Below are 13,395 nucleotides of genomic sequence, written 5' to 3'. Positions count from 1 at the left end.
TGGTTGTTCTGTGGCCATAACAAATAAAAAATTAAAGATGAAAAATCAATTTATAAAGAGAGTATTTTGTACATGTGGATTGGGCGTACTAATGATATTGAGTATACCATCATGTAAATTGGACGAGTATAATCCTGTTTCTCTGGCGGAAGAGGAAGTGCTCAGGGATTTTAACGGTTTCAGATCGTTTCAATCCAATATTTATACAGGACTTTGGGGCACCTTGATCAGTATGCCGTACGGGATTGTATCTGAAGTTGGGACTGATTTATGGACCTCACCTACAAATTCTGTAAGTAACAGGCAGGTAATGGCCTATGAAGAATTTACCAATAATTTTAACCTGGTAACCAATACCTGGGATTATGCCTGGAGTTCAATTAAGGACTGTAATAAAACCATACAGATTGCCCCACTGATAAAAGATGGAAATGCTGCGGATATTAAAACGCTTGTAGCAGAAGCGAAGGTAATGAGAGCTTATTATTATTCCGTATTGGTTGCTCAATTTGGCCCCATTCCATTGGTTACAACTGACGATCCTGTAAAGAATTTAAACCCTGTACGCAATAGCGTTGCAGAGATTTATACCCAGATTATCTCTGATCTGACTACAGCTGCCCAGGATTTGTCGGTAACTCCTTATCAGGGCAATCTTCAGCGCGTAACCAAAAAATCTGCGCTGGGTCTGCTTGCCCGTGCTTATGCGCAAGGAGGTGGCGAAGGATTAATGGAGGGAACTAAAAGCTATTGGTTGAGGGCAAAAGAAGTTGCTGAAGACCTGATTTTAAATAAAGGAGCATACGGTGCTACCATGTACACTGACTTCGCCCAGGTGTTTGCTTCTGCTAACAATAGAAATAATGCTGAAGCATTATTTACTGCATATGGGTTAAACCCGTATAGCCCTTCGTACGATGTGGCTACATCCAATAATAAGCCTAACCTTTATTTGCATTATTATCCGTCGCTCGACAATGCATTTGGTGCAGGTACAGATCTTTTTAAGCGGGCTGCAGGTTCAAATACATCAAATGCTTATTATGGACGCCTGAACCAGTCATTTATTGCACCTACAAAATACCTGATCAATTGCTTTAATGCAACCTATGATAAGCGGTGGGAAAACTCATTCGTTACAGCATTTACTAACTATTCGGGCGAACAGGCCAAAGCAAGTAATCCAACTCCTCCGGGGCCTGCAAATGTGACTTATGCCAGCGCTACGGTTACTCTTACGGCTGCAATGTGTACCAAGTATGGCATTAATCCCGCATTTATTGGTCAGAAAATTTATCCTTACGCAGATGTTGATGCCAAAAATGCTTCAGCGAATGCAACCTGGCAATACATTCCAAAAGTATGGCCGAAAGGTGCAACTACCGGGGCAACTTCTGCTTTGGTTGCCGTTGCAAATGCCAATGTGCATCCATATCCGCTGGATGTTGATGAAGACAGGTTTTTTGCATTTTTAAGTAAAGATCAGCTAAGCCCTGAAGATAAAGCACTTCGCAAATATGCTGTGGTTAATATCAACGATCTTTTCGATCCGGCAGATCCAACAGGTGCCAAATATAAAAATCCTACGGGTAATGGATTGACCCCTATAAGTATGGCAAATCTTTTCCCGGCATTAAGTAAGTTTAATCATAATTTTGATGGTGGCTGGCTAGGGGGTAACTTCCAGCAAAAACTAGGTAATATTATGGTGATGCGTATGGCAGAAGTTTATTTGCTTGCTGCAGAAGCTACCCTTAAATCCGGTGGAAATGGAGGTGTTGCTGCGGGATATTTAAACGAGCTGCGCAAACGTGCCTGCCGTAATCCTGCCGATTTTAATGCGGGAACGGGAATGATGTTATCTTCGGCGACGATGAACGATGTTTTTGATGAGTACGCCAGGGAGCTTTGTGGTGAATTTAACCGCTGGGCGCTTTTGAAACGTCATAAAGCATTCGAGACACGCTTAGCGCAATACAATGGCAGGGCTTCAGCAAGCTTTAATCCGGCAAAACACTATAACAGGCCTATTCCTTTCTCTTTCCTGAATACAATTAACAATGGAAACGAATTTGGTAATAACGGTTATTAAATAAATAAGACCTAAAATAATGAAATGGGCTGTATCAAGATGCAGCCCATTTTTTTACTTTCTAATTCTCTCTGATTTGTTAGCTTTGGGTTTAAAATAACAGAACCCTTTTAAATATAGAATAAATGAATCATTGGCTAGTAAAATCGGAACCTTTCAAATACAGCTGGACTAAATTTAACGAAGATAAACGTACTTTTTGGGATGGTGTTCGCAACTATCAGGCACGTAACAATCTTAAAGAAATGAAAGAAGGCGACCTGGTTTTATTTTACCATAGCAATGAGGGGAAAAACGTAGTCGGTATTGCCAAAGTTGTAAAGGAGTTTTACCAGGACCCAACTACTGATGATGCCAACTGGGTAGTGGTAGACCTTGCGCCAGTTGAAGCGCTTAAGCATCCTGTGAGCCTTGAACAGATCAAAGCTGAGGAAAGTCTTAAAGACATCTCGTTGGTTAGGCAAGGCCGTTTATCAGTAATGCCCCTTAAAGCGGAGGAGTTCGACAAGATCCTTGAAATGGGAAGTTAGGCTATTGCTTCGTCACTTATGAGGAGGAGCTTAAGCTGCTCTGCCAGGTAATCCAAGTCAAAGGGCTTAGCGATAAACAAATCACAGCCATAATAGCCTAATGATTGTAGTACTTTAGGCGCAGCTGAATAAATAATAACCGGTAAATGTGCAGTTTCAGGTGTTTTTTTGACCTGACTGCACAATTCCCCACCGTTGGTGCTGTCTAGCAGATAATCCAATAATATTAAATCAGGTTGATGTTCCTGTATCAGTGGTTGAATTTCAACGGCATCACTATAAATCACATAGCTGTAACCTTCATCTTCTAAAAATTCCCCCATCACATCTGCAATAGAGGTGTCGTTTTCTATGACTAATATTTTCTTTTGTTTTGCTCCGGAATCGTGAATAGCAACGGCATTTTTAGGGTTTTCCATATTTGATCAATTTGAACAAAAGTGGTACCACAGATTTGAAAAAGCAGTTTTATGACAACATTAATACAGTTTTTTCTGATAATGTCACTCTTCTCCTGAATAATTAACAAGAAAAATCACCTTCTCAGAGGAGACCTTAGGCGCTTTTGCTTCTTCGGCAAAAGATGCCGGGCTCTGAGGAGAACGGTTATTTTTCTCCCTTATTCAGGGAAGAATAATGCTTTAAGTTCTTTAGCGTCATTTGGTTTCATTTTTCCACCAAGTATTAAGCGAAGCTGTCTTCTTCTCAATGCACCTGCAAACAACTCTTTTTCTTCATCAGTTCCCGGAGATAACTCTGGAACAGGAATGGTTCTGCCACTTTGATCTACCGCAACAAAAGTATAGTAAGCTTCATTTGATTTTGCTCTGCTGCCGGATGGGATATTTTCTGCCCAGACATCAAGTCTTACCTCAACGGAAGTATTAAAAGCGCGGGTTACTTTAGCTTCGATTGTAATCACATCACCCAGTTTAATAGGTTGTTTAAAGGAAACATTATCAACAGACGCCGTTACGACAATCCGGTTACAGTGTTTTTGAGCAGAAATGGCAGCGGCGATGTCCATCCAATGTAACAACCGGCCTCCCATTAAATTGTTCAGGGTATTGGTATCATTAGGCAATACCAACTCGTTCATAATTGTGAAGGAGTCTTTCGGGCTTTTAATTTTTGTACTCATAACTTTTGCAAAAGTAACTAAAAATGAAGAGAGATCACCAATTCAGAAATAAGGAAACAATTCCCGTTTGTGAATGTATATATTAGATATATGGATAATCAAACATTGCTTCAGTATTTTCACTGGTATTACAATGATGAAGATAAGTTGTGGATTAAGGCGAAAAAGGATGTTGCATCATTGGCCGAAGTTGGTATTACAGCTGTTTGGTTGCCGCCAGCATATAAAGCAGAATCTGGGGCTGCGTCTGTAGGTTATGATCCTTACGATCTTTTTGATCTTGGTGAATTTGATCAGAAAGATACTATTGAAACCAGATTTGGCAGCAAAGATGAGTATCTGGAAGTTATCAAAATATTCCAGGAAAACGGTATAGCCGCAATTGCAGATGTAGTGCTGAACCATAAGGCAGGTGGTGATGAGCTGGAAAAGGTGGCTGTACGAAGTGTAGATCCGGAAAACAGATTGGAGTTTATTTCTGATATATTTGAAATTGAAGCCTGGACGAGGTTTACATTTCCGGGGAGAAATGGAGAGTATTCCGGCTTTATATGGGATAAAAGTTGTTTTAGTGGTGTAGATTGGGCTGAGGATATAAAGGAAATGGGAATTTATTCTATTCAGAATGAGTACGGTGAGGGCTGGGAAGAAGTCCCTTCAACCGAGCTGGGGAATTATGATTATCTGATGTTTAATGATATTGAGTTTCGAAATCCTTCAGTTAGGGCAGAATTGAAATACTGGGGGGAATGGTATTATCACACCTGTGGCATGAAAGGATTCCGCCTGGATGCGGTAAAACATATATCCACGGATTTTTTGATTGATTGGATTGATCACATGAAAAAGGCTTGTGGACAGGATTTCTTTATCGTGGCAGAAAACTGGAACATTGACAGTTTGGAGCACTTGCAGGATTACCTGGATGTTACTGAAGGAAGAATGCAATTGTTTGATTCGTTGTTACATCATAACCTGTTTCTTGCATCTACTATCAAGAGGTATGACCTCACAACGATTTTCGATAATACATTGGTGCAGACACATCCTTTGTTAACGGTTACTTTTGTGGATAATCATGATTCACAACCACTACAGGCGCTTGAATCGTATGTAGACTTCTGGTTCAGGCCTTTGGCTTATGCATTGATTTTGTTAAGGGAGCAGGGGATGCCTTGTGTGTTTTATCCCGATTTATATGGGGCAAAATATACTGATAAGACCGACGAAGGATATGAGACTGGTGTTGAGCTTGTTGCACTCCACGTTTTACCTAAAATGATCGGCATTAGAAAGGATCTGGCTTACGGGGCACAGCGTGATTACCTGGATTTCCCCAATTGTATTGGTTGGACCAGGGAGGGGCGCAAAGAAAAACCGCAATCGGGAATAGCTGTGTTAATGAGTAACGGAGATATTGGTTTAAAACTGATGGAAATAGGGTTAATCCACGCAGGGAAAAAGATGGTGGATGCCTTGGGAGGTAGAAAAGAAGAAGTGTTGGTAGATGAAAAGGGTTGGGCTGAGTTCTATTGTAATGCCGGGAGTGTTTCTGTATGGGTATTTTCCGTTTAAATTACTTTCTCAGTGTGTTTACGCTACTGTAGCCGATCAGTTCTTCCCATCTTGCACCAGGTTTTCTGTAGTAAGTAAATACCTGGTAAGTATTGGCTGTTTCAAAGTAGGAGCCTTCAAAAATGGTCGGGTCAGTCTGTCCGGTGGCCTTGTTTAGCCAAATATATTTATAGTCGTATAATCCCTGTTTAAGTAAAATGTTCCCGAAAAATCTTTTTTTAGCAGGGTCGAAACGCATTTTGCTGCTTTCGTCCATAATGTAATTGTTGAAGCGTCCTATCACATAAGCTTCACCATTGGTTGTTGGAGGAGTTGCATTTAAGGTGAAGTTTACGTTTGCATAATCTGCATCTGTATTGTTATCCCTGCCATCGGTATTGCGAACAAAAAAGTTGCCGTTCTCGTCTACCAGGTTTGTATATTTCGGCTTATTGCCATTTACATCCTGGAAAAGTACCACATCTATAAGTGTACCTCTTACAATATCCTGTACATTTTCAGCTTTGTACCTTAAACTACGTATGTCGAATTTTCTGAATTCATTACCTGCCGGAAAATCGTTAGCTGTAAGTTCATTATATACTAAAGATCCTGGTTTGATAAAAGTCGGTTTGGTATTTACGATAGCTGTTTGCGGAATGAAATTTTGCATGACCACAGCTTTCAGATCTGTATACGGGTTCTGAATAGGTGTTTTATGAAAGATGGTGAAATTGACTTTCTGGTTGCTAAAGCGCAGGGGTACCTGGGTACTGGGCATAATTTCTATCCCTACTTCAACCAGGTTTTCTACTACGTAAAAGCGCTGGGAGATTACGGGCTTTTGCTGGTTCCCATCTTCATAAACCTTTAACAGGTAATTGCCGGATATTTTAGGTTTGACCTGGTAGTTGGGTAAAGTAAGCTGGTAATGTGTGAATTTTTGCAGCGTATTGAATGAGTATTTGTAATCATTGATCCTGTCTTCCGATATCCCTTCCAGGTAATCGATAGGGGAGAGACGGGAAGGCTTCCAGTCGGATGTACAATGCTCTACAGTATACCAGTAAATTTTGCTACCTCCATTCAGGTCGTCAAATGAAAAGAGCAGTTGTTCACTTGATTTCAATGTAATGATGGGAATGGATTGTTCTTTTTTTGTGTTGTAGCACTGCACCGTTTTTATTTGCGGCAGATATACCTTGTTGTCATAAACAAATTGCTGAGTTTGTGCCCCGGCAAGTTGAATGCTCAATACAAGCAAAAAGAACAATCCTATCCGTTTTATCATTTTGTCTCCAGTTCCATAATTTGTGAAGCCAGTTCTTCCCAGTTTTTCTGTGCGGTATCCAGTAAGAATTTAGCTGTAGTATATTCTTTGTTAGCTTCTGCTAACTTATTTGAGTTTGAATAAACTTCTTCATCAGCAATTTTGGCTTCAACGGTTTTTACACTTTGTTCGAAAGCTGCAATTTCCTGTTCTATTTTTTGCAGCTGATCATTCAGCTTTTTAAGTTGTTGCTGTGCATTAGGTGCCGATTTTTCTACAACCTTAGGTTTTACCTCTTTTTCCTGTTTTACAGGAATGCTTGTGGCGGCAGGTTGTACTCTTTTAGCGTTCCATTCTTCGTATTCAGCATAAGTACCCGGGTATTCTTTAATATCTTTGTCCTCAATGAACCAGATCTTGTTGGCTACGTTATCCAGGAAATACCTATCGTGGGATACAGCAATAAATGTACCTTCGTATTGAGTTAAGGCTTGAATCAGGATGTTTACTGATTGTATGTCCAGGTGGTTGGTAGGCTCATCCAGAATCAGGAAGTTAGAATCTGTAGTTAAAGATTTGGCCAGCGCCACCCTGGATTTTTCTCCTCCTGATAGTACTTTTATCTTTTTGAAAACATCATCACCTGTAAACAGGAAACAACCTAAGATTCCACGAAGTTCGGTGTCGGTATGCTTAGGGGCAAAAGCCTGTAGTTCTTCGAGAATGGTATTCTCAAGGTGCAGGGACTCCAACTGATGCTGTGCAAAGAAAGTTGTTGTAACATTGTGACCGGTTTCACATTTACCATCAAAGCCTTCTGCCCCGGCAATAATTCTCAATAAGGTAGATTTACCTTTACCGTTAGCACCGATTAATGCAATCTTATCACCTTTTTCAATAACGCCTTCTGCATTTTCAAGGATTTCTACATTAGGATAGCTTTTGTTTGCTTCTTCAATGCGTACAACATGACGGCCGGATGGTTTAGAAAACTTGAACTGGAAGTTAACCGTTGGGTTATCATCATCTACATCTTCTACACGTTCCAGTTTATCTAAGGCTTTCATTCTGGATTGTGCCATTTTTGCTTTAGATGCTTTAGCTCTGAAACGTTCAATTAAGCGCTCTTCCTGTTTAATTTTAGCCTGTTGGTTTTTAAATTCTCCTTTTTGGATTTCACCCCTTAAGGCTTTTTCCTCTAAATAGTAAGTGTAGTTGCCGGCGTAAGGTGTAAGTTTTCCTTTGCGGGATTCTACAATTTTGTTAACTACTTTATCTAAGAAGTACCTGTCGTGAGAAACGATAACGATGGCGCCTTCAAACCCAAGGAGGTAAGTTTCCAGCCATTTGATGGAAGGTAAATCCATGTGGTTGGTAGGCTCATCCAGTAATAGGATATCAGGAGTCTGTAGTAGAATCTTCGCTAGCATTACCCGCATCCGCCAACCTCCTGAAAAGGTGTTTAATGGTCGGTGTTGATCCTGAGTACTGAATCCAAGACCAGCAAGGATCTCATTGGCTCTGTATTCGATGTTATAGCCGTCTAAAGCTTCAAATTCCTGTTGCTTATCGCTCAGTTTGTTTAAAACCTCTTCAGAATAATCTGTTTCAATTTTTTTTAGCAGGTCTTCAATTTCATCGTGTAGCTGATTTTGGCGCTCAAAAGCCTCCATGGCCACGTGTAAAATAGTATGATGCGAATCGTATGAAAGTAAATCCTGGTTCAGGTAACCGATTTTTAAGTCTTTTGACATAGAAATCGAACCCGAAGAAGGCGCATATTCTCCAACGATTATTTTTAGTAATGTTGATTTTCCCGTTCCATTGGCACCAATCAGTCCAATCCTCTCTCCCGGTTTAATGTGCCAGTCTGCTTCGTCGTATAAGGCTCTAGAGCCCAGCAGGAATGTTAAGTCGTTTATAGAAATCATTTGGCTGCAAAAATACAATTTTAACAGTTAATTCTGGGGATTTTAGTAAGCTATGCGGTAGTTTTATAGCTTTTTTTGCCACAGCTTTGAAATATTATATAAAAACATGCCTGTTGCACTTTTGTGATACATCAAAACGTTGCTTATCTTCGCAGCATGTATCAACTTATCAAGCCTATATTTTTCCAGTTTGACCCTGAAAAAGTACATTATTTTGTTGTGAAAAATTTAAAATGGTTTCATGATCATTTTCCTTTGGGTAAGACTATTCTGCGTAGCAGCTTTGATGTCAACATCAAGGGGTTGGAGCGAGAGGTTTTTGGGATTAAATTTAAAAATCCGGTTGGACTGGCAGCAGGTTTTGATAAGAATGGTGAGTATATAGAGGCTTTGAGTAACCTGGGCTTTGGATTTATAGAGGTAGGTACAGTAACACCACTGCCACAGCCTGGTAATGATAAGCCGAGGATGTTCCGTTTGGAAGAGGATAGTGCCCTGATCAACAGAATGGGCTTTAATAACAAGGGAGTGGATACGCTTGCTGAAAGACTAAGGTTATTAAGGAATAAACATAGTGATATAGTTGTAGGTGGTAATATCGGTAAAAATAAAAATACCCCTAATGAAGATGCTGTAAGTGATTATATCAAATGTTTTGACCGCTTGTTTGATGTGGTTGATTATTTCGTAGTGAATGTGAGCTCTCCTAACACACCTGGCTTAAGGGAGTTGCAGGAGAAGGAACCTTTGATGAATCTTTTAAATACATTACAGCAGAGAAATAAGAAGAATGATATCTCCAGACCTATTTTGTTAAAGATTGCACCAGATTTGACGAATGAACAACTGGACGATATTGTAGAGATTGTGTTGCAGACCGGAATAGCTGGTGTGATTGCGACAAACACAACTATAGATAGAAGTGGGTTGCAAACCACAGAGAAGGTTGCAGGTGAAGCTGGTGGGTTAAGTGGTAAGCCTTTAACTGTACGTTCTACAGAAGTTATTAAATATCTGTCTGATAAATCGAATAAAGCTTTTCCTATTATTGGAGTGGGGGGTATTCATTCGCCACAGGATGCTAAGGATAAGCTGGAAGCCGGAGCCTCTTTGGTACAGTTGTATACTGGTTTCATTTATGAAGGCCCTGCAATTGTAAAAAGAATTTGCAAGGAGCTGGTGAAGTAATAATTGTTTTTCGGTGTTGATCTAAGGTGTTCGTCATGTTGGTGAAGGCCGGTATCTCTCTGTGTAAAAGATCAACTAGTGTGAGGTCCTGACCTGCGTCAGGATGACGAAGTGTATAATTGTTTGTCGTTATGCCGGCGAAGACCGGTATCTTCCCGTAGAAAAAGCATAAAAAAACACCTCTGTAAAACAGAAGTGTTCTTTAAATTTTTTAAGAAAAGCTTAGGCTTTTGCAGTAAGTTGAGCTAAAACAGCATTGTTTTTAGCTAACTGATCTTTGCTAGACTGTCTTGATCTGCTACCTAATTCGATGTTAGTAGCTAATTTTAAGAATTTAACATCTAGTTTAGCAAATGTTTTATTTCTTCTGTCTTTTCTTTTTAATCTGGTAACTGCCATGTCAATCTTTTTTATTTATTAATAAATCTGGAGGTCGAGAGCGGATTCGAACCGCTGTAGGAGGTTTTGCAGACCTCTGCCTAGCCACTCGGCCACTCGACCTGTTAAATTTCAGGATGCAAAAATAGCAATTATAAATTAGTATGCAATTTATTTCTGCAAATTTCTACTAATATCTGCACACAAAATTGCTGCAGATATTGCAACGTTCAAAGACTCAGCACTTCCCGTGCGTGGAATAGTTACAGGATTTGTAATTAATTTTATCACTTCCGGGGTGATTCCTTGTCCTTCATTCCCCAAAATGACTAATCCTTCCTTACCCCAATCTGTTTTATACATGCTTTTCCCATCCAATACTGCCCCGAAAATAGGTAAATTAATGTCTTTTAAGACCAAAGGCAGCTCTTCATAAAAAATATTTATCCTGCTTAAAGATCCCATGGTAGCCTGAACGGTTTTAGGGTTGTAAACTTCTACACAGTTGTGGGAACAGATGATCTGATTAAAACCAAACCAGTCGGCTGTGCGGATAATCGTTCCCATATTTCCGGGGTCTTGTACGCCATCAAGTACCAATGTAAAAGCATTTTTTAAAGTCGCTGTATTTAAAACCGTAGGTTTAGGTAGGTGTACTAAAGCCAGGATTCCCTGCGGAGTTTGCAACGTACTAATCTTATCCAGTTCAGCGTTGTTTATTTCAAATAACTTTATATTTGTTGGCAAAGCTGTTAGTAAAGATTGATATTGTGCCAGATAATAGATGCTATGAACCTGGTAATTGGATTGAATAAATTCTTCAATAGATTTTATACCTTCAATAATGAATATCCCGTTTTCTTTACGGTACTTTTTTTGATGTAACGATTTTATAAAACTTATCTGTGATTTTGAAACCATACCACGATTATAAAAGAAATGTCCTGTTTCGTGCAATATTACTATTTATTATTGTTTTTGTTACAGGATGTTCATCAACAAAGTACATAGCCGATTATCAATCTATTGTGAAAAGGGTAGAAATTGATAGTATTCCGAAGGCTTTTGCGGAAGAAGCAGAGAACTATATACAAAAAGATATCAGGCCAACTGCCAAGTTGGGAATCAATGTATTAATCTATAATATGTTTAATACTAAGGATGGTAAGTATAAAACGAGCAACATTAAGCCCCTGGGTACACCGCCCCCGATTTTAGATAGTACCCTTGTTGAAATTTCTCGTAGTCAGATAGAAAAATATCTGATGAGTAAGGGATATTTTAATGCAAAGGTGCAGTCTGAGATAAAAGTGCAAAACCAGCGTGCTGAGGTTTTTTTTAAGGCAGATACAGGATCGATGTTTACGATCAATAAGATTATCTATGAGATTCCTGACGAAAAAATTAAGGAAATGTATTTATCCGGGAAAGCTGATTTTTCTCATCTGAAAGAAGGGAAACGTTATGATGATGACTCGCTGGGCTACGAGCGCGATCAGATTTACCAGGTAATGAAACAGAAGGGGTATTATGATTTCGCCCGTCCCTACATTAAGTTTCTGGTTGATTCAAATTTGAATGCGAGTAAAGCTAATGTGACACTAATTATTGACAACCCGATAGATAAGCCCAGGCATTTGCAATATAAGCTAGGGGAAACGAATATTATTATCGCACCTAATTCAGACGGTTTTCCTGATTCTATAAAAATGAATGACAGGGTTTATAAGAATGTGAGGTTTACAGACCTTTCGGGGAAATTCAGAAGAAATCCCATTACCAGGTATAATTTTTTGCATCCGGGAGAGCAATATAACATTGCAAACGAAAATGTAACCTACGATCGGATGTATGAGCTTAATGTTTTTAAAAATGTTAAAATAGATTACAATAAACCAAAGGATAGTACCAATATTGTAAATCCGGTAGTTCAGTTGATTCCACAGAAGATGATGAGCAACCGGGTTGAGGGCGAGGTGCCGTTTAATGCCGGAACTGTTGGTTTTACTTTAAGTAATACTTATACGAACAATAATCTGTTTAAAGGAGCCGAGAAGTTTGAGTTTCAGATTAAAGGAGGCTTACAGGCCAGACTTGGGCAAGGGCAGTCTTTTATCAACGAGATTTATCAACGTGATTTTTCGGTAAGTACAAATTTGACGGTACCACGTTTGATGATTCCCTTTGCAAGATCGAAGCCGGGAAGAGGAGGTATGCCACATACTATATTCTCGGCAAGTTATGTTTATGCTTTGCAAAAGGATTTTTTCAAGCGTAAGGTGGTTTTAACCTCGGTAGCATATGAATTTAGAGAAACGAGGTCTAAATTTCATACAGTTACTCCTTTAAACTTTGAATATAGGTTTGGTGGTTTGCTTTTCGACAAGACGGATACGTCTAATGTTAACTATCCCCTGATCAGCAATAATTTTGTAAGCTTGATCCTATTGGAAAGAAAGAATGTCACATTCGGCATAAAATACTCCTATTCCCTGAATGCTGAGAAGCTGGCAGCCGATAACAACTTTATTTATCTTAAAGGAGATTTGGATTTGGCAGGTAATGCGTTACAGGGAATCACAAAAATTCTAAAGACGAGAGTGGATTCAACTGGTGCTTCAACAATATTTGGCGTTCCCTTTAATCAATATGTGCGCCCGGAGATTGATATCCGCTGGTATAAAGGCCTGGGAGGGGATAAACAGTTTGTTGCCCGTATAAATGCCGGGGTAGCTTATGCTTACGGAAATTCAAGGGAAAACGGTGTTCCATTTGAAAAATTGTTTTATGCGGGTGGATCAGGTGGTGTAAGAGCCTGGCAAGCCAGAACTTTGGGGCCAGGGAATTATAACAGGTCGCTGGCCTTAGAAACGGAGTATTTACGCCGGGTTTTATATGGTTTTGATCAGACCGGTGAGCTGCACATCGAAGCAAATTTGGAGTACCGATATAAGTTGCTGAATAAGTTTTTTGGGGCAAAACTAAAAGGTGCTATTTTTTTAGATGCCGGGAATATCTGGAATGTATCTAGTGGAGCATACAACACCCGGTTTGATGTTAAATCGCTGGGAAATCAAATCGCATTGGGAGCTGGTACTGGATTCAGGTATGATGTACAGTATTTCGTGTTTAGATTTGACGTAGGTTTAAAGCTTAAGGATCCACAGTTTGCCAGTTCCGACCAATGGGTGATTGGTAAGTTTTTTAATGGCGGAAGGGCCTTTAAAGATGCTTATGAAGCTGCTTATGCTCCGGATAGATATCGTTTTGTGCAGTACAACTTCGGTATAGGTATGCCATTTTAGGCTTAA

At 39.6% G+C, this 13,395-nt stretch carries 11 protein-coding genes and 1 tRNA gene; 5 read left to right on the top strand and 7 right to left on the bottom strand.

The genetic code is table 11. The features are described from left to right. Positions 1-37 precede the first annotated feature (37 nt). A complete protein-coding gene (locus tag R2Q84_RS06960) occupies positions 38-2,092 on the top strand; it encodes a RagB/SusD family nutrient uptake outer membrane protein (protein ID WP_316815811.1) in 2,055 nt (684 codons plus the stop codon). 125 nt (positions 2,093-2,217) lie between these two features. Continuing rightward, positions 2,218-2,622 (top strand): EVE domain-containing protein, encoded by a 405-nt coding sequence (locus R2Q84_RS06955; RefSeq protein ID WP_316815810.1) that lies wholly within the window; start codon positions 2,218-2,220, stop codon positions 2,620-2,622. Here the strand turns inward: R2Q84_RS06955 and R2Q84_RS06950 are convergent. Next, a complete protein-coding gene (locus R2Q84_RS06950) occupies positions 2,619-3,041 on the bottom strand; it encodes a response regulator transcription factor (RefSeq protein WP_316815809.1) in 423 nt (140 codons plus the stop codon). The two genes, R2Q84_RS06955 and R2Q84_RS06950, sit on opposite strands and share 4 nt — an antisense overlap. Positions 3,042-3,241: 200 nt before the next feature. Continuing rightward, positions 3,242-3,763 (bottom strand): acyl-CoA thioesterase, encoded by a 522-nt coding sequence (locus R2Q84_RS06945; protein ID WP_316815808.1) that lies wholly within the window; start codon positions 3,761-3,763, stop codon positions 3,242-3,244. Positions 3,764-3,853: 90 nt separating this feature from the next. Between R2Q84_RS06945 and R2Q84_RS06940 the strand changes: the two genes are divergently transcribed. Continuing rightward, complete coding sequence (locus R2Q84_RS06940; protein WP_316815807.1) at positions 3,854-5,338, top strand: alpha-amylase; 1,485 nt, start codon at positions 3,854-3,856, stop codon at positions 5,336-5,338. A 1-nt stretch (position 5,339) separates the two neighbouring features. On the opposite strand, the gene R2Q84_RS06935 is transcribed toward R2Q84_RS06940, so the two are convergent. Continuing rightward, positions 5,340-6,608: a DUF5103 domain-containing protein gene (locus R2Q84_RS06935; protein WP_316815806.1), complete on the bottom strand. Its 1,269-nt coding sequence runs from the start codon at positions 6,606-6,608 to the stop codon at positions 5,340-5,342. After that, a complete protein-coding gene (locus R2Q84_RS06930) occupies positions 6,605-8,518 on the bottom strand; it encodes an ABC-F family ATP-binding cassette domain-containing protein (protein ID WP_316815805.1) in 1,914 nt (637 codons plus the stop codon). The genes R2Q84_RS06935 and R2Q84_RS06930 overlap by 4 nt, the downstream gene beginning before the upstream one ends. Before the next feature lie 156 nt (positions 8,519-8,674). Between R2Q84_RS06930 and R2Q84_RS06925 the strand changes: the two genes are divergently transcribed. After that, positions 8,675-9,706: a quinone-dependent dihydroorotate dehydrogenase gene (locus tag R2Q84_RS06925; RefSeq protein WP_316815804.1), complete on the top strand. Its 1,032-nt coding sequence runs from the start codon at positions 8,675-8,677 to the stop codon at positions 9,704-9,706. Positions 9,707-9,928: 222 nt separating this feature from the next. On the opposite strand, the gene R2Q84_RS06920 is transcribed toward R2Q84_RS06925, so the two are convergent. From R2Q84_RS06920 to R2Q84_RS06910, 3 genes are all read right to left on the bottom strand, one after another. Beyond that, positions 9,929-10,105 (bottom strand): spore protein, encoded by a 177-nt coding sequence (locus tag R2Q84_RS06920; protein WP_084286839.1) that lies wholly within the window; start codon positions 10,103-10,105, stop codon positions 9,929-9,931. A gap of 28 nt (positions 10,106-10,133) precedes the next feature. Continuing rightward, positions 10,134-10,207, bottom strand: a tRNA-Cys gene (locus R2Q84_RS06915). Between the two features lie 48 nt (positions 10,208-10,255). Then, positions 10,256-11,005, bottom strand: a complete 750-nt coding sequence (locus R2Q84_RS06910; protein ID WP_316815803.1) for an RNA methyltransferase — start codon at positions 11,003-11,005, stop codon at positions 10,256-10,258. On the opposite strand from R2Q84_RS06910, the gene R2Q84_RS06905 reads away from it, so the two are divergent. Then, a complete protein-coding gene (locus R2Q84_RS06905) occupies positions 10,996-13,389 on the top strand; it encodes a BamA/TamA family outer membrane protein (RefSeq protein WP_316815802.1) in 2,394 nt (797 codons plus the stop codon). The two genes, R2Q84_RS06910 and R2Q84_RS06905, sit on opposite strands and share 10 nt — an antisense overlap. The last annotated feature ends 6 nt before the right edge of the window (positions 13,390-13,395 follow it).

Origin of the sequence: Pedobacter nyackensis, assembly GCF_032678475.1 — a bacterium.
In the GTDB taxonomy this organism is placed as follows: domain Bacteria; phylum Bacteroidota; class Bacteroidia; order Sphingobacteriales; family Sphingobacteriaceae; genus Pedobacter; species Pedobacter nyackensis_A.
Note: the sequence above shows the minus strand (reverse complement) of the source record. Positions and strands in the feature narration are given on the sequence as shown.